Here is an 18,329-nt window from a genome sequence, read left to right on the forward strand (position 1 = left end):
AAGGCTCCTTTGCTTTTAACGGTGGAAGCTATAACTATAGCTATCGAATTCCGCCATATCGTTTTTCATATATTGCATGGTCCATGGATAATTCACCACATTCACTTGCTGCGCATCCAAATAATAACTTGCACATCCGCCTTGCTTAAACACCGAGGCATTCAACTTGTTTTGCAGTTGTTGATTATATTGAGTATCGGCAAAAGTAGAAATTTCAAAGCTGCTTAAATGATGGTCCAATACAAAACGTATCGCTTTCACGGCATAATCAATCTGGTTTTCAACAGCACTGATTAAGGAGTTATAGCTAATACTATTGGGGCCGAGCAACATAAAGGCATTGGGCAGGTCTTTCACCACACAGCCTTTATAGGCTTGTACTGTATTGATTTCCCAAACATCATCCAGCAACACGCCCGTTTTGGTCATAATCCGTTTGGCAATCGGTGGTTTGGCTACCTCAAAACCTGTACTCCAAACAATAATATCCAAGGGAATTTCTTGACCATTGACAAGGATACCTTTTGCAGTAACTTCCTTCACGCCTTGATCAATCAATTCCACATTTTTGGCTGCCAATGCAGGATAATAAGTATTTGAAAATAAAATCCGCTTGCAGCCCAATGTAAATTTGGGTCTGACTTTCTCTCGTAATGTTGGATCTTGAATCTGGTAATGCATCCAGTGAATCAAGCCCTTACCTAAAGCCTCCAAGGTTTTTGGTTGATTGACACTGGAACTGAACATATCCATGGAGACACTGGTCAATTTACGGATGGAATTCAGGGTAAATGGTACTTTTTGCTGTGCATTTTTGGAGGTATTGTTAATGACCATATTGGGCTTTGGAATTACCCATGGTGCCGTTCGTTGAAATACATACAGTTGCTTCACAATGGGTTGAATCGCCGGAATAATCTGTATTGCAGATGCACCTGTACCAATCACGGCAACACGCTTGTTACTCAGATCAACTGAATGATCCCACTGTGCAGAATGGAAAATATGTCCTTGAAAATGATCTAAACCAATCACATCAGGTGTGGTGGGTTCACTTAGAGGACCTGTGGCAAAAAAGATAAATTTTGCCTTATATCTTCCGTTGCTGGTTTCAATTAGCCAAGCTTGTTGCTGCTGTGACCAAGCAGCTTGACGTAGCTCGGTATTGAATAAAATATGCTGATCCATGTTAAAGCGTCTTGCGACATCTTTAATATACTGCTGTATCTCTTTTTGTTTCGCGAAAATATGACTCCAGTTCGGATTCGGTGCGAATGAATAGGAATAAATCGAAGATGGCACATCACATTCACAACCCGGATAGGTATTTTCCCGCCAGACCCCACCTACTTCATTTGATTTTTCCAGAATAATAAAGTTATTGATATTTTGCTGTTTCAGCTTAATTCCAGCAGCAATTCCAGAAAAGCCGGCCCCGATAATCACCACATCAAACTGATGATTATTTACGACCACATCCTGCTTTAAATCTGACATTTTCCACTCCCAAATATAAAAATCGTGTCAGTTCAACCCATTCATAAATCGACAAATTTATGAACAGCGCTATCTGTGGAAAATAGTTTGATTGTGCAATAAAGACTTGACCGTCAATGCCAGATTAAAATAATCAAAGTCAAATGCATAAAGCATCAAAATAAATCAAATCTAATTGATGATTCATTCGACAGTTTGGGTACTAAATACTGCTATTCTGTCCTTTGATGATAAATAGGCTTGGATTTGAATCCGTTAAGATAAATACCGCAATCAGTGAGGATGATTGGCTGATTGATCGGGATAGAGTTAAAGGATGTGACTTCAAGACGAGCAGTGTAACTATGACTGAAATTCCAAGTATTCCATCGGTTCTGTTAGAGCTCATTGCAAAGTATCTACAACAAAACAATATTTCAAATTTGCAGTTAGATGAGCTCAGTAAACAGTATGCACATCAGGCCCGAATGCCATTACACAAATGGTGGAATTTACTCGAACAGATTTATCAACAACACCCCACCCCTGTGTTGGGACATTTTATTGGTGAGTTGGCCGAACCGCATCATATTCATATTTTAGGTTACTTGGCGCTTTCTAGTCCAAATCTGATTGGCTTTCTGAATTGTTTCAGAAACTTCCAGCCGCTGTTGCAAAATTCAGCCTCATTCTCCATTGTACAAAAGGAAGATCGCTTTTGTATGTGCTGGACGCCCGTGGTGCATAAGAACTCGCAACTCTCCAATGAGGTTCTTCTTTCAGGTGTGTTGAGTACCATCCGTAAGATCTTGCAACAACCTGAGATTTGTCCCTTAAAAATTGAATTTTCTGCCACTGCACCTGTTGATATCACCCCTTATGCCGAGGTATATGGCTGTCCCGTCAGTTTCGATTCAGATGTATTAAGACTATGGTTGCCGCTTGAAATTCTGCATCTGCCGATCCCAAGTCGTGATCCACATTTAAAAAAACTGCTAGACCAACAAGCAGAAGCCCTGCTCAAAAGTATTCCCAATCCAGATACCTTCTTGAAGGACTTGCAGTTGCTGATTGTGAATATGCTTAAAATCGGCGAACCTTCGGCGGAGAATATTGCCAAACAGATGAACCTGTCGCTAAGAAGCTTTTATCGTAAACTCAGTGGCTATAATTTACAGTACAGTGATCTGGTCAAAAGCATTCGCTTAGAACTGGCAAAAACCTACCTGACCAAGTCAGCACTCTCACTCACAGAAATCGCATTATTGCTGGGTTATGCCGAACAAAGTGCCTTTAGCCGTGCCTTTAAACAATGGGAAAATATCTCTCCTTCTGAATATCGAAAAAATCACCTTGCTTAAAACCTCTCAAAATAAAAAGAGTGAATCATAGAAATGACTCACTCTAACCACTGATTCATCGGAAGGTTTAGAAACTAAAGCCAATATTGAGATTGATGCGGTATAACCACTGGTCGCTATACGGCGAAACAGTGGAACTAAAACCCGTGGCATTGGAAGCCCCACCAATAATATTGGCATTTTTACCCCAAGTATAATCTGCCCACACCATAAACGGCGAAGCAATAAACATCATCCCTGTGGTATTCATTTGTGAAGCCGACCAGTCATCACGTTTCTTGTCCATATAACTATAATCATTATAGAAACGGATGGCTTTGAGTTTGCCCATGTCCTGCACAGGCAAGGTATAAGCTAGGTTTAAACTGGCCACGGTGGCTTCTGACGCAATGAAATAGGCAGGGGTAAAGCCATTATTACCCATCAAAGTCACATCATTACTCACCCCATCTGGATTTTTGGCATCATATTGATAATGAATCACAGAGCTTTGTAAATTAAAGCGTTTATAATTATTATCGCTATGTAGACCGACCGCATAATACTGACCATTCTTATCAGTGGCTTTATTATGCAATTGCGCAATAGCACCCGACACACCAAATTCTTGCTTACCGAATTCGGTTTCTAGCTTACGTACAATGCGTGTATTCAATTGATGGCGCTTTTCATTTTGATAGGCTTTTTGGGTTGGAAAGGCATTCTCGGCCAAATCATCATAGGTGGCACTTTCAGGTGAATAACGCAGACTGGTCTCCAGCATTTGTGGATAATAGCCCAGTTTGATATCCCAATCCTTGTTATTAAAATTCCAGTTCAAACCCGGTGCAATGTTGTTGCCGTAGCCCAAGAAAAATGGAATATGATAGGTCCAGCCATTTTGCGGATAAGGATAAATTGCAAAAGGTTTATACACCAGCCCGGCTTCAATACTATTATTTTGATCAAGCTTATAGCCGACATAAGCTTTCTCAATCGAACGTTTCTCTTGATCTTGGAATAAATAACTAGCATTGAAATAGGCATCGTCAAATTTGCCTTTTAGGTCGACCCTGAAAATATCAAAATACAGCTTTCCAAAACCGCCATTGGGTCCTTCCCAATTTTCATAGCGTTGGTTGAGTCGAACCAGACCACCGACTTGTACTGAATCCGTTCCGTCTTCACTTTTCCATTCTAGCGCTGAGCTTTGTGCAAAAACATGGGATGTGGTCCCCAAATAAAATGCAGCACATAGCATGGCTATAGAGGTCTTTTTCATCTCTTGATTCCTTGGTTTTTGTTCCAACGATCCTGTTGGCTAGCTTTTTTGTTTTACCTATGAAACATAGTTTTTATCGCTTTATGAGCAAAAAAATTTGCCCATAAAACGGTCTTCACATCAGCACGGGCTGCCAATGCTCAGTGGGATTAGTACAATTTTTTCTGTGGTGGCCCTGCGAAGTTCAATGGCCCAATTGAATGCATGTCCAGTTCAATCACGCTTGGCCCTTGAAATGCAACGGCTTCCTGAATCACGCTCTTGAATTCATCAGCACTACCCACTTTCCAGCTTTTCACCCCCATGGCTTCACCTAAAACTTTATAGTCTGGGGTATGCAATTCATTGAAATACTGACGACCACCAAAGTAATTCTTTTGGATGCCACGCATCACGCCATAGCCACCATCATTCATGATCATCAGCACCATATTGGTATTTTCTTGCGCCATGGTTGCAATTTCGCCGATGCCTAGCATCAAACCACCATCACCAACCAAGCCAATGACTTTCTTGTCAGGATTGGCAATCGACGCACCAATTGCCGTTGCCAGACCTAGACCAATGGCACCTGCTAGAGAATGAATATTTTGATTCGGTGCTTGTACCGGGAATAAACGACTGCCCCAAGTACTGCCGGACATGGTAATGTCGCGCACAAAAATACCGTCTTGTGGTAATGCGGCACGTAAGTGATCACAGATTAAAGCGTACTGATCTAACTGAGTACGTAGCGCATCGATTGCTGCCTGTTTTGCCTTCACCACAGCAGCATCATAATCTGCATCGACTTTTGAGATACCTTGTAAGCCCGTCAATACACGTTGTAATACATCTTTGGCGTCGCCACAGATGAAGTTACGAACTTTGTAATTACGTTGTTGTGCCACAGGATTGGCGTCAATCTGGATAATATTGTCAGGGAACTGCACCGAATAGGTTTTGGTTTCATTACTACGTAAACGCGAACCCACCACTACCAATAGATCAGCCTCTTTAAGTAACTGCTCAACGCCAGCCGAGTTATGGAATGCACCTAAGCTACGCGGATGATCATCTGCCAACACGCCACGCGCATGTGTTGATGACACCACAGGAATACCAAGATCAGCAATCGCTTTGACTTCCGCAATGCTATTCAACGTACCGCCACCGATCCAAAGCACGGGGCGTTTGGCTTTTTTCAGTTCTTCAACGATTAAATCGACTTCGACCTGTTCAGCCTGTGGCAATTCAAGGGCTTTTACTGGGCCTAAATTTAGCGGTAAATCAATTTCTGCTGCTTGTACATCAATCGGTAATTCAACACTGACTGGCCCCATCGGTACCGTCGTAGCTACACGAATCGCTTCACGAATCACACCCACCGCATTGTCAGGACTAGTGATACGGAAAGCAGCTTTGCTTGATGCACGTAAAAAAGTCAGCTGATCTTTGGTTTCATGAATAAAACTGGCATCACGATCTAAATATTCACGCTCCACCTGCCCAGTCAAGTGTAAAACAGGACTGCCTGCATTCATTGCTTCGATCAGTGAACCGACTGCATTACCTGCACCCGCGCCCGTACTGGTGAGCGCCACACCGAGTCCTTTAAAACGGGAGTGGCCATCTGCCATCGTCACCGCGCCCGCTTCACCACGTGCCGCCACAAAACGGATTTTTTCACGGCGACCCACTGCATCGGCAATCGGTAAGTTATGGATCGAGATCACCCCATACATACTGTCAACTTGATGTGCTTCTAAAACACGGGCGATGGCTTCGCCGACATTTACACGTTCTGTCATTGCTATATTCCTCAAAAACTGTTCATTCCATGAATGTATTAATTCGCCCAAGGATTTGGCTGCTCGCTTAATCCCATATAAATGCTTTTTTGTTGCATGTAAGACAAAATACCTAAACGACCTTTTTCCCGCCCGATTCCACTTTCTTTAAAACCGCCAAACGGCGCAGAAATCGAGAATTTCTTATAGGTATTAATCCAGACCGTACCGACTTCTAAAGCACGGGCAATTTGCCATGCCTTACGATAGTTTTCAGTCCAGATGCCTGCGGCAAGACCAAAACAACTGTCATTGGCTTGTGCAAGCAAATCTTGTTCATCGTCATATTTCATCACCACCAGCACAGGGCCGAAAATCTCTTCCTGACAGGTTTGTGCTGAATTGCTTAAACCAGTGATGATGGTGGGTAAGTAATAACTGCCTTTGGCAAACTCACCTTCGGTTAAGGCATGACCACCCACAAGGACTTGACCACCTTCTTGTTTCGCGAGCTGTACATAGGCATCGACAGAAGCCAAATGTTTCGGATTAATCAAAGAACCGAGATGTACACCCGCCGTTTCAGGATGTCCAACACGTAAGCCTTTGGTGATCTCAACCAGACGACTGAGAAATTGATCATAGATGCTGCTGTGTACAAACAGACGCGAACCCGCAATACAAGCTTGTCCTGCTGAACTAAAGATACCGTAAGCCACGCCTTTGGCTGCCAGTTCAATATCTGCATCAGGCAACACAATCGTTGGTGATTTCCCACCCAGCTCCAACGATGTGGTGATCAGTTTATCGGCTGCTAAATGTGCCAAATGACGACCAGTGGTGGTTCCGCCCGTAAATGAAATCTTACGCACCAAAGGATGCTTCACAATCGCATCACCAATCACCGAACCACGTCCGACCAACACACTGAGTAAACCTTTTGGTAGACCTGCTTCTTCAAAGATTTTGGCTAACTCCAATGCGATCAAAGAAGTCACTTCCGCAGGTTTTAGAATCACCGCATTACCGCCCGCAAGCGCTGGTGCCAATTTCTGTACTTCACTGGCAATCGGTGAGTTCCACGGGGTAATTGCAGCGACCACGCCCACAGGTTCATGCACACTCATGGTCATAAAATCTGCGGCACGTTGCGTGGTCAACTCATCATTCAAGGTTTCACAGGCTGCTGCCACATAACGCGCTGTTGCCGCTGCACTTAGGGTCAAGGCACGGGTTTCAGCCAATGGCTTGCCATTATCACGGGTTTGCAACTTTGAAAGTTCATCGACACGCGCTTCAATAATGTCTGCCACTTTATATAAAATACGGGCACGTTCATGCGGCATGCTGTTGCGCCACTCGGCTTTACGCCAAGCCGCATCTGCCTTTTCAATGGCTTCATTGACATCATCTAAACTCGCCGTTGAAATTTCAGCATTCACCGATTGATCTGCTGGAAATACACTTTGAATCGTACTGCCTTTACCTAATCGCCATTCACCAGCGATATAAATTTCCTTGATCATGTCACATCCTTTTAAATCTGAATTGCTTCAACACTATTGCGGCAAGCACGAATCACACTTAATGCAGCCAAGGTTGAGGTTTTGGGATTACTCGCCAATGGCACACCGACCAATTCAATAGTCATTTCACCGAATACACCTTCTGCCACAATGGTGTGCTTGTTCTTGTTGATGCTCGGATCAACCGTCAGCTCAACCATAGTTTCATCCATACCCAATCCTGCCAGTGCAATCGTGGCTGCCACATTGGCATTGGCTGGAAACTTCAAAGCTGCTTCTCTGGCTGTGCCACGGAAAAAAACCGTTGCTTCACTGACCTGATCGAGATCGACCAATTGTTCCGCATAGCTACCACGCCAGCTTTTTGGACTCTTACAACCTTTATAGGTGACCTTTTCCAAACCACCTTCTTTGGCCGCAGAGATACCATCGATCCCAGCAATGGCACCTGCCAATAAATGCAGATGTGCATCATGTTGTTCTGCGGTTGTTTTCAGTTGAATTAAGAATTCGTTATCCGCCAAAGTCCCAACTGAAATCAGGCCAATAGTCCAGCCTTTTTCCAGAACTTTTTGCGCGTGTTCTTTCACCGCAGCTTGGCCTGCCACTTCAATCACGTAGTCAGGTGTGCCCTCACATTCATCAATTGAAGAAATCACCTGTACATCAGCTGCAACCTGTGCCTGTACTTTTTCTATACTGCGTGCAGGGACCACAATCCATTTAAGTTGCAGGTCTTGGGGCATGTGGGCATACACTTCTGCCGCCATCGCACCGAAACCAATCATCATCAACTGTTTCATGTGAACACCTTATAAATGTTTGTTAAATCCACCAGAGACATCAAGTGTCGAACCTGTGGTATACGAAGCTAAAGGTGATGCCAAGAACACCAAGGCACGTGCTGGCTCTTCTGGTTTGCCTAAACGTTGCATTGGAATGCCACGGTTTTTGGCAATGTTGCCTGTCCACTGTTCCCAAGTCGCATTAGGATCAGAACGGGTTTCAAAACGGCGTTTCCACTGTGCTGATTCGACCATGCCCAAAAGAATTGAATTGACACGAACACCGTACTGGGTAAATTCATGCGCCAGTGAATGGGTTAGATTCAGCAATGCTGCACGTGCAGATGAAGTCGCAATCATGTGCGGTTCAGGCTGTAGTGCCAACAAAGAATTGACATTGGTAATCGACCCACATGCCGAATGTTTTAAATCATTTAAAAATGCACGTACTGGATGTAATACACTGAAATACTTCAGTTCAATTTCCTTCATCCAGTCTTCGTCTTGGGTATTTTCAAAATTAGACACACGTCCTTGACCTGCGTTATTGATCAGCATGTCAACATTGCCCAGATGCTGATTGACCTGTTGTGCAAAGCGTTTTACATCTTCTTTATCCAAAACATTGCAGATACTGGTGAAGATATTGGCATGCGGATATTTTTCTAAAATATATAGTTTTGATGAAGCTAGACGTTGCTCATCTCGACCACACCATGCCACCTTGGCACCTTCTGCAACTAAAATTTCGACAGCAGCCAAACCAATGCCTGACGAGCCACCTGTGACAACTGCTACTTTTCCTTCAACTTGGAAGCTCATATCCATATCTCTCGTTTAAGTCTTAATGTGCCGATAGAACAATGTCGTTAAACTGTTCAGGTTGATCGACATAACTCAGATGACCTGCATCCGTAATGAGATGACATCGGCTCAATTGCATTTCTACAGCAAGTTCCTTGATCGCTTGCGCAGGTGTAATTCCATCCTTGTCACCCGCAATCACCACACAAGGAACAGTAAGTTCTGTTAAATAATTTCGAATTTCGTCATAGGCCAACACATAAGATGCTCGGGTAAAACCGTCTAAGGTCAGTTGCCCCATCACCTCACTGACCAAAGCCAATGCCTGAGGGTCTTGCTTATAAATCAAATGCGGTCCACGACTGCTTGCCATACCTGCATTGCCCAAGCTTTTCAACATATTCGGGCGTTTTTGATAGACCTGTGCTTTGGTATCTTCATCGGAACGTTGATAACCTTGTGCTGCATTGGCAATCACTAGGGTCTGTACCCGTTCAGGATAAAGATGAGCAAATGCACTGGCCTGTAAGGCACCCAATGAATGACCAATTACAACAGCTTTTGCAATGTTCAACGCATCCATCAAACCCAATACTCGCTCCGCATAATCGGCTGCATTGGGTTGATCTGTGTTTAAACCATCGGATAAGCCATAGCCCGGCGCATCCCAAGCAATGACATGAAAATGCTGACTGAGTGTCTCTAGCTGATTGACCCAAGAGGCTGAACCTGAGCTAATCCCATGCAGTAAAATCAGCGGCTGGCCTTGACCTGCTTCACGATAGGCTTGGACCTGACCATCTACTGCAATAGTTTTGACTGGATATTTCGCTAAGTTCTCAATCAGTGTCATCATCTCATTCCTTTTATTTGGCTCTAATCAATCGGATTAACGTTTGATTTGCGACAATGGATGCTCAGGTGGATAGTTCGGAATGGTTGGTTTACCCGCACCCAACATCACACACATCAAGGCATCTTCCTGACCCGGATTGAACAGACCGCGATAAATACCTGGTGGAATTGAAATCAGATCACGCTCTTTCAATCGGGTCTCAAATTTTTCCCCGTTATGTTCGATGAACAGGTCAATCTCGCCACGCAACATGAAAAACACTTCTTCAACATCGTGATGAATATGCAAAGGCCCTTCACATTGCGCAGGTAAAACCATGGTCGAGAAGGTAAAGTTTTCTGCTGGAACCGTATTGCCATCATTGACCACGCCTGTTGCACCAGTACCCATATAACGCATTTGTGCACGACGATATTTTGGGTCGTAGTCCGCTTGGAACTTCAAAGCATCGAAATCATATTTACGTGTTTCAAAGCGTGCGATCCGTGTATTCAACCAGTCTTGTAAATTTGTACCTTCAGGTTGTGTCCATGATTCGAATTGTTGAGTAGTCATGTTTTAACTCCTAGGCTTTTGTTCAATAGTTTGATTAATAACGTTTCAATAAAGGAACTAAGAAAAACGATCCAATCACAGCGACGGCTGCCAAGAAGGTAATTCCTAAATTAAAACTATGTGTTTGCATCACGATATAACCGATCAGAACAGGTGCAATTGCACTGGCAAAATTCCCCATCCCGTTGAAAATTCCACCCGCAGTTGCACCAACATCGGCAGTTGTGACACGGGCAAGTAAAGCGAATACTGCTGCGACACCGAAGCCCCAAGCCATTGCGCTTAAAGACATCGCTGCGATCACGAGAATTGGGTCAGTCATAATCACCATGACATACATAAAGATGCCTGCCACCAACAGGCCACTGAAAACCTGAACAGCACGGCGGCCTAACTTGTCCGAAAGGAAAGCACCGATCACTTCACCAATCAGCATGGCAATAAATGGAAGGCTTGAATAAACACCAAACTCTTTCAGGTTAAAGCCCTTGTCCTGAATCAGATAAGAAGGCACCCAGCTATTTAAGCCCCAGAGATAAGTCATCAATGCAATATTGAAAATGCACACCAGCCAGAAGGCACGGTTCTGTAATAGCACTTTGGTGTTGTGAATATGACCTTTGAAATTCAGGCGTTTGCTGGTTGATTCAAGTTCAATGGTTTTCTTGAGTTGTAAATGACGTAGACCAAATGCAATCGCCAGTAGTGCAACCACTGTTAAACCTGACATCACAAAAAAAGTGGTGTGCCAGTCGTGCTTCGCAAGCACTGCGGCGGTAATTGGAAAACCCAGAAATGCACCAATCGGCGTACCTAACAGGAACATGGTCGAAGCACGTGCTTGCTGACGGTCGGTATAAGTTTGTTTGACAATGGCATAAGCCAGTGCAAACAATGGCCCCTCAGCCAAACCGAGCAAAACGCGCAGGATCAACATGCCTGTATAGTTGGTGGTAAAACCCATACAAAACATGAGCAAGCCCCATGATGCGACGCTCCAGAACAGCATTTTCTTTGGATTAAAAATATCGCCTAAGAAGCTTAAAAACACCGAAGAGAAGCCATAAGCCAACAAGAAGCTGGTCATCAGCCATCCGAGTTTTGCCTTATCTTGTGCAATGCCCATCGCACCTTGGAAGTGCGGGTCAGCAAACAAGACCGCGATACTAATTTTGTCGAAGAATGCCAGAACGACACATACCATTAGGACGAAAGCAGGAACCCAATGCTTTAATCCACTTTTCTCTTCATTACTCATACTTCATTCCTTCGATTGAGTCATGAACCGGATCTAATGTTTATGGTTTTAATTTCATGACATTAAATTCAGGGTCTGCTAATAATTTTGGGTCTAACTCGGTATTCGACTGCATCCAGCGCTTTGCCAGTTTGACCAGTTTTGAATCATTGATTGCGATCATGTTCAACAAACGGTTTTGATCATCTAAATACAAATAACTGCATTGATCATCTGCGCCTTTTCGAACCACAATCTGCTCGGTTTTTTCAGGTTGATAGGTGCCCAATATCTGAATATTAAAATGATATTGATCTGACCATAACCACGGAATATCGCTATATTCGGTTTCAATACCCAGCATTGATTTTGCAGCGGCAATGGCCTGATTCTGTGCATTTGCCCATGACTGGATGCAATAGCCAAGCCCCGGATGAATCGCAACATCACCTGCGGCATAAATATCTTGGTCAGAAGTCTGCCCAAAACAATTCACCACGATGCCATCTTTGACATCCAAACCCGCATTGACACCAAGCTCTTTGGCAATATCTGCGCCTGCACCCACAACCACACAGTCAAATAACTCACTCACATTCGGATGATTGACCACTTCAACTTTTTGCTGACCTGCTTCAATCAAATGCAGATTTTTACTGTCTAAATGAATCTGGGTACCTTGCTGCTCATGCATGCTTTTCAGAAAAGCAGATACATCAGGGCTAACACTACGTGCACAAAGACGATCGCCATATTCAAAAATATGAACCTCTTTGCCTTGTTTACGTGCCGTCGCTGCAATTTCCAGACCGATCCAGCCACCACCAATCACGGCTAACTTTTGCGAATGCTGCAAGATTTCGGCTAAACGCTCACAATCCTGAACATTACGTAAAGTCACCACATTGGGTATAAACTGCCATGTGTTCACAGGAACACGCGCACGGCTACCTGTGGCGATTAACAATTTGTCATAGGGTAAAACCTGACCGTTTTCCAGAACCACATGCTTCTGCTGGCGATCTACCTGAGTAGCAACTGCTGGCTTGTGCCATTGGATATTAAAATCCTGCACCTGCTCTGGAGAAAATAGATGCAAACTTTCGTAGCTCGCTTCTTTAGACAACACTTGTTTTGACAATGGTGGGCGTTCATAAAACACACGGTCTTCATTTGAGACCACATGAATTTCACCTGAATATCCATTCTGGCGCAAAGTACTGACTGCCCAACCTGCTGCTTGTCCTGCACCCACAATTACGATTCTTTGCATAGCTTGTTCTCCCTGCCTGATCTGTACTTATGCAGGTTTAACCTGACGACGGGTATGATCATCCAGACCGCCTTCAATCGCCCATTCTGTAAAGAGTTCCAGACGATGTTCTTCGATGCGTGGTTGCCATTCTTCGGTCAGATAATCATCGTTGGTATAGTATTCAAATGCGCCACCAAGCGGTGAATTGACATACCAGAAGTAAGCTGAAGAAATCGGATGACGTCCCGGGCCAATGAAAGTCGACCAATCAGAACGGTTCATGTTCAATCCACCACCAATCACCTCATGGATATCACGAACCACAAATGCCACGTGATTGAGTCCAGCAGGTTTATTTGGCACTGAAAGCAAGAACAGGTCATGGTGGAAACCTTTACCGCGACAGCGTAAGAATGCACCACGATTGCGATAAGCATCTGATAAGAAGAAACCAAGTTTCTCACGATAGAAATTTTCAGTTTTTTCTAAATCTGGGGTAAAAAACACCACATGACCAATCGCAACAGGTTGTCCTTTTTCATATACAGGACTTGCTGCATTGACACGTTGCACATTGCCATATTGGTTAATGCCTTCTGTTTTTAATGCAGGCAGCTCTTGAACGAAGCTTTGTTGAAAACGGATGGTCATACCATTCGGATCTAGGCACTTCACCATATCCGTACTGGCTTGATAACCCTCCACACCATTTAAAGCCAATGCTAAATTTGCCAAATCCTGTGCCGCATCATCTAGTCCCCAAGTCACTTCACGTAGCGTTGAACCTGACTCGATTGCTTTAGGTAAGCGGATATCATCGCAATCAAATAAATAGATCTTGCTGCCATTTTGTGTCTGGTAAAGATCAGTCCCTTCAATATCTGACTGACTTTGCTTGAGACCGAAATCTGCCAAAAATTTATTCGAAGCAGCTCTGTCTTCAACCCCAAACTTTAAAATCTCAATCCCTGTAATCATGAGATGACTCCTTAATTAAAGACAAAACCGCCATTTACTGGAATATTCTGTCCTGTCACAAACGAGGACAAATCTGATAGTAAATAAAGGGCTGTTCCGTTCAAATCCTGTGGTAATTGCTGACGTTGAATCGCACGACCGTTGACATATAAATCATGGCGTTCTTGCGGCACATAAGCCGTTGCTTCAACCAAAGTTAAGCCTGGTGACAGCGTATTAATACAGATATTAAATGGCCCAAGTTCTCTCGCCATGGAACGCGTCATTGCAGTCAAGGCACCTTTGCTTGCCACATAGGCCATCAAATTCGGTGCTCCCCATAAGGCGGTATCCGAAGCGACATTGATGATTTTGCCTGCATTCGATTCGCTGAGATAAGGCACACATGCCTTTGTGACTAACCACGTGCCTTTGACATTGATGTTCATGACGCGATCCCAAAGATCAGCGTCATAATCCATCATGCTTTTGCCACCCACATTGGTTGCAAGTGCGGCACAATTCACTAAACCATCCATTCCGCCCATGCGCTCAGCTGCTTGCTGAACTGCTTGCTGGATCGAGTCTGCATTTGCCAGATCAATGCTGACTGCATCAACCTTTAAGCCTTGTGCTTGCAAAGCAGCGGCTTCTTCTTGTACCAGATCAGTCAAGATATCAGCCATGACCACATGCGCACCTGCTTCCGCAATCGCCTGAGCAAAGTCTCGTCCCAAGCCTCTTGCCGCACCTGTGACAAGGACTTTTTTGTCCTGCAACAGTGCGACATTAACCATGGACTTGTTCCTGCATCTCAATACGGTTTGAGCTATTGAGTGCTGCAATTTTCTTTAACTGTTTTTCCGCTTCTTTTTTCATTAAACGGCGCAAACGAGAGAGACCGACATCATGTTGATAGAGAAATTCATGGCGACGTGCATTTGGTGCAAGATTTTCTAAAATAATCCGATCCTGTTCCAATACATCCCAATGCAATTTTTCTAAATGGTTACGATACAGGAAACGCCACACATTACGTTGCCAGCCACTGACTTTACGACAGCGCCAGAAGAACACACGGGTATTTTTTTCATCAATCGGTGTGGCATAACCAACAATCCAGAATTCGCCACCTGGGCCAAAATCTTTACGATACGGAATTGAGAGACGTAGCCAGCTCGCACCTGTATTGGCATATTCAACCCAGTCAAAATTCACACCGACTTGGCCTTCTTTTTCAAAAATAAAACCATGCTCAGTAGAACGATGTTTCATTTCCGCAGTACGATCACCCTCTGCCATCGAATGCGAAGTACAATGCAAATAGCTACCATGCATTGGGTCCATCACATTATCAATCGCGTACTGATGATTCACTTTCCAGTCCGCCTGACATAAGAATGAACTCCATTCATCACTTGCCAGTTGTTCAGGAAAATCTAGCGGCTTAGGAGTCTCATTGGCATCAATCCCAAACCACATGAAAATTGCACCATGCTGCTCAATCACAGGATAGCTTTTGACACATGACGTACCTTTCATTGGACAGTCATGTACCGCAGGCACATCTTCCACCACGCCATCATGACGGACTTCAACCCCGTGATACCAGCAAGCCACACGATTGCCCAGATTCCAACCTAAAGAAAGACGTGCGCCACGATGCGGACAGCGATCTTCCAAGGCATGAACCTGACCTTCTGCATCACGCCAAACCACGATATTTTCGCCTAAACGGGTAATCCCGACAGGATTCGCTGCCACTTCCCAGCTTGCTAACACTGGATGCCATTGGTCACGTAAACCCAAATCCAAATATTCTTCTACACTCGGTGTTACTGATACTGCTGCGTTCATCACTATTCTTCCTTGAATTAATAACCTAAACGTTGCATTTCTTCTGAGAAGGTTTCAGAAGTCCAAAGCTCACCAGATTCACAACGGAAGCCTTGTTGATTTAAAGACTGCACTAAATCACCAAGTTCTGTTACACCTGCTGCAAAGGCTTTAATTAAGTACTGAACAAAATCTTGCTCATAGGCCGTTGGCGCTTTATACCGTGTCTGCCAAACCAGAAGCTCTGCCTGACCTGGTATCTGAATATTGTTAATCCCTGCTTCAGTCGCTGGCGTGGCATGAATCCAGTTCGCTAGCTTCCTATTAAATGTTTCCATGAGATTCCATCCTTATAAATAAGACTTATAGTTGAATTTGAACGTCCTGCCCTTCAACACGTACAGGATAGGTGCACAAATCACGGCATCCTGGTCCACTCTTCAACTCACCTGTCTGGATATCAAAGATCGCCTCATGCAATGGACATTCCACTGTCTGACCTTCGATAAAGCCTTCTGTTAACAAGGCAAAGGCATGTGGGCAAACATTCTCGATGGCAAAATAATGATCATCGATGAAAAATACGCCAATTTTCTTACCGTCGACTTCAATGGCTTTCGGCTCGTCTTCGGTCACGTCGTCTTGCTGACAAACTGAGATCCAACTCATCCTTGCATCCTCATTTGTTTTATATATAAAACAATATTTGATATAACAAACTTTAATAAAGAATACTCCGATGCTGTTTTTTATGTCAAACAATATAAATCTTTAAAAATCATTAATTTAATATTTATTACACATTCTTTTACGTTTTACTTAGGAAATTTTGTTTCATATATAAAACTATCTTTTCGTTATGCTTTGCAGTTAGAATAGAATTCTAAGAAAATTAAATTTTTATGATTTGCGTTTTTTTGTAGGAAAATTAAACTGATGAATTCAAGCGTTGAAACAGACTCTCAAGAATCTGAACTGACAAAAAATGATGATCGCTATTTAGTCCCTGGCTTAGTGCGTGGCTTGGCAATTTTGCAAGCCTTTAATCAACAAACCCAAGAAATGACCATTACTGAAATTGCCGAAGTTCTCGATGTCAACCGTTCCAGTGCCTTTCGACTGATCTACACACTGGAATCATGCGGCTTTCTACGCAAGGCGTCACAAAAGACCTATGCACTCGATTCAAAAGTCATGGAGCTCGGCTTTAATAGTTTGTCTAAACAATCTTTATTAGACTTAGCCACGCCGTTGATGAAAGAACTGCGTGATCAAACCCAACTGGCTGTGCATTTATCCATTTTGGAAGGCACGCATATTGTCTTTATCAATAACATTCAATCGAATGGCACCTTCACCAGCAATATTGGGCTCGGCACGCGCTGGCCCGCACATGCCACCGTGATTGGGCAAATGATGTTGGCAGATCTGAGCGAAACGGAAATTCGTGACCGTTATAAACACTTTAATCAATGGGATACATTCTCAGAACTCACCCCTAAAAACCTCAAGGAGCTGTTACAACGCCTCAGTTTTGTCAAAACCCAACGTTCTATGGTCAGTTGGGGACATTACAATCACGATATGGCAGCCTGTGCTGCACCGATTTTTAAACAATCCACCCACCAAATGGCGGCGGTACTCTCTGTCAGTTGCCCTTTAGGCAGTTATGATGAACATTATTTTAGAAATGAAATTGCGGATACAGTGATTCAGAGTGCAGATAAGATTTCTAAATTTATCTATTAAGGGATAACAAAAAAGCAGCTTTAGCTGCTTTTTTCAGATTTTCAGACTTCAATCATCAGGCTTGATCTGTCTTTAATTTATTTTTTAAACGTTTGTCCATTGCATCGAATAAAGGACGCGACAAATTCATCATCCATGTGGGTACGGTATTCAATACCGCATTGGCAACCAAACCTGTTTTACTGCTAACCCGATAGGATTTTTCTTGAATCGCTTTCACAATCCAACCCGCAGCAGCAGGTGTATCTAACATTTTCATGTGTTTGTAGATTGCGGTCTTGGATGACATTGGCGTTCTGACCATTGGAAAATATACAATACTGACGTCAATACCTTTGCCTTTCAGTTCCATGGATAATGAACGGGAAAAAGACTCGAGTGCAGATTTACTCGCGAGATAAGCTGAGAACAACGGAATTGGCACTTGAGTTGACATGGTCGAGATATTGACAATATGCCCTGCGCCATTGGCCAAAAAATGTGGCAATAATCCCAGCGTCAAATTCACTGCTGCAAAATAATTAATCTGCATGGTACGCGTATAATCATGTAGACGATCAAGCGATTCAAGAATCGGACGGCGAATGGAACGGGCTGCATTATTCACCAAAACATCAATGTTCTGATGTTCAGCTAGAATCTGTGCAATACAACTCTGTGCTTGTTCAACATCAGTCAAATCAGCCTGATAAATAGAGACTCGCCCACCTTGAGCCTGAATGCCGGTTTGAATTCTTTGCAATTCATCTAAACGACGTGCAATCAGACAAACTGTAGCCCCTGCTTGCGCCAGTTGTATAGCAGCCTGTTCACCAATCCCACTTGAAGCACCCGTAATAATAATGGTCTTGTCCATTACATCCATTGCTTTCTCCTTGATCAGAATACCATTTCAAATCTGT

Annotated in this window: 18 protein-coding genes; 2 read left to right on the forward strand and 16 right to left on the reverse strand. The window is 43.6% G+C overall.

The genetic code is table 11. The features are described 5' to 3' along the window. Positions 1-15: 15 nt before the first annotated feature. Positions 16-1,497 (reverse strand): flavin-containing monooxygenase, encoded by a 1,482-nt coding sequence (locus F885_RS10135; RefSeq protein ID WP_005316440.1) that lies wholly within the window; start codon positions 1,495-1,497, stop codon positions 16-18. A 344-nt stretch (positions 1,498-1,841) separates the two neighbouring features. On the opposite strand from F885_RS10135, the gene F885_RS10130 reads away from it, so the two are divergent. Next, positions 1,842-2,837 (forward strand): AraC family transcriptional regulator, encoded by a 996-nt coding sequence (locus F885_RS10130; RefSeq protein ID WP_005316442.1) that lies wholly within the window; start codon positions 1,842-1,844, stop codon positions 2,835-2,837. 67 nt (positions 2,838-2,904) lie between these two features. Here the strand turns inward: F885_RS10130 and F885_RS10125 are convergent, their stop codons facing one another. The 14 genes from F885_RS10125 to F885_RS10060 all read right to left on the reverse strand — a co-directional run bounded on the left by F885_RS10125 (position 2,905) and on the right by F885_RS10060 (position 16,347). Beyond that, positions 2,905-4,098, reverse strand: coding sequence for a hypothetical protein (locus tag F885_RS10125; protein WP_005316446.1), 1,194 nt, complete (start codon positions 4,096-4,098; stop codon positions 2,905-2,907). A 149-nt stretch (positions 4,099-4,247) separates the two neighbouring features. Next, complete coding sequence (locus F885_RS10120) at positions 4,248-5,888, reverse strand: thiamine pyrophosphate-binding protein (RefSeq protein WP_005316449.1); 1,641 nt, start codon at positions 5,886-5,888, stop codon at positions 4,248-4,250. 38 nt (positions 5,889-5,926) lie between these two features. Next, a complete protein-coding gene (locus F885_RS10115; RefSeq protein WP_005316453.1) occupies positions 5,927-7,393 on the reverse strand; it encodes an aldehyde dehydrogenase in 1,467 nt (488 codons plus the stop codon). Positions 7,394-7,404: 11 nt separating this feature from the next. After that, positions 7,405-8,196, reverse strand: a complete 792-nt coding sequence (locus F885_RS10110; protein ID WP_005316456.1) for an aspartate dehydrogenase — start codon at positions 8,194-8,196, stop codon at positions 7,405-7,407. A gap of 9 nt (positions 8,197-8,205) precedes the next feature. Beyond that, entirely contained in the window at positions 8,206-9,000 is a 795-nt protein-coding gene (locus tag F885_RS10105; RefSeq protein WP_005316459.1) for an SDR family oxidoreductase, read from the reverse strand. Between the two features lie 22 nt (positions 9,001-9,022). Next, complete coding sequence (locus F885_RS10100) at positions 9,023-9,838, reverse strand: alpha/beta fold hydrolase (RefSeq protein ID WP_032859301.1); 816 nt, start codon at positions 9,836-9,838, stop codon at positions 9,023-9,025. A gap of 33 nt (positions 9,839-9,871) precedes the next feature. Next, on the reverse strand, positions 9,872-10,393 hold the full coding sequence (locus F885_RS10095) for a cupin domain-containing protein (protein ID WP_004652930.1): 522 nt from the start codon (positions 10,391-10,393) through the stop codon (positions 9,872-9,874). Positions 10,394-10,427: 34 nt separating this feature from the next. Next, entirely contained in the window at positions 10,428-11,651 is a 1,224-nt protein-coding gene (locus F885_RS10090) for an MFS transporter (protein ID WP_005316465.1), read from the reverse strand. Positions 11,652-11,691: 40 nt separating this feature from the next. Next, positions 11,692-12,903 (reverse strand): NAD(P)/FAD-dependent oxidoreductase, encoded by a 1,212-nt coding sequence (locus F885_RS10085; protein ID WP_005316468.1) that lies wholly within the window; start codon positions 12,901-12,903, stop codon positions 11,692-11,694. A 27-nt stretch (positions 12,904-12,930) separates the two neighbouring features. After that, positions 12,931-13,863 (reverse strand): VOC family protein, encoded by a 933-nt coding sequence (locus tag F885_RS10080; protein ID WP_005316471.1) that lies wholly within the window; start codon positions 13,861-13,863, stop codon positions 12,931-12,933. An 11-nt stretch (positions 13,864-13,874) separates the two neighbouring features. After that, positions 13,875-14,639, reverse strand: coding sequence for an SDR family oxidoreductase (locus F885_RS10075; RefSeq protein WP_005316474.1), 765 nt, complete (start codon positions 14,637-14,639; stop codon positions 13,875-13,877). Further along, positions 14,632-15,699, reverse strand: coding sequence for an aromatic ring-hydroxylating oxygenase subunit alpha (locus F885_RS10070; RefSeq protein ID WP_005316477.1), 1,068 nt, complete (start codon positions 15,697-15,699; stop codon positions 14,632-14,634). Before F885_RS10070 ends, F885_RS10075 begins: the two co-directional genes overlap by 8 nt. A 17-nt stretch (positions 15,700-15,716) precedes the next feature. Further along, on the reverse strand, positions 15,717-16,016 hold the full coding sequence (locus tag F885_RS10065) for a recombinase-like helix-turn-helix domain-containing protein (protein ID WP_005316479.1): 300 nt from the start codon (positions 16,014-16,016) through the stop codon (positions 15,717-15,719). Positions 16,017-16,041: 25 nt separating this feature from the next. Continuing rightward, entirely contained in the window at positions 16,042-16,347 is a 306-nt protein-coding gene (locus F885_RS10060) for a non-heme iron oxygenase ferredoxin subunit (protein WP_005316482.1), read from the reverse strand. A gap of 267 nt (positions 16,348-16,614) precedes the next feature. Here F885_RS10060 and F885_RS10055 point away from each other — a divergent pair, with 267 nt between their 5' ends. After that, positions 16,615-17,427, forward strand: coding sequence for an IclR family transcriptional regulator (locus F885_RS10055; protein WP_005316491.1), 813 nt, complete (start codon positions 16,615-16,617; stop codon positions 17,425-17,427). A 55-nt stretch (positions 17,428-17,482) separates the two neighbouring features. On the opposite strand, the gene F885_RS10050 is transcribed toward F885_RS10055, so the two are convergent. Continuing rightward, positions 17,483-18,292 (reverse strand): SDR family NAD(P)-dependent oxidoreductase, encoded by an 810-nt coding sequence (locus tag F885_RS10050; RefSeq protein WP_004808060.1) that lies wholly within the window; start codon positions 18,290-18,292, stop codon positions 17,483-17,485. Positions 18,293-18,329 lie beyond the last annotated feature (37 nt).

The sequence above is a fragment of the Acinetobacter higginsii genome, assembly GCF_000369845.1.
Classification (GTDB): domain Bacteria; phylum Pseudomonadota; class Gammaproteobacteria; order Pseudomonadales; family Moraxellaceae; genus Acinetobacter; species Acinetobacter higginsii.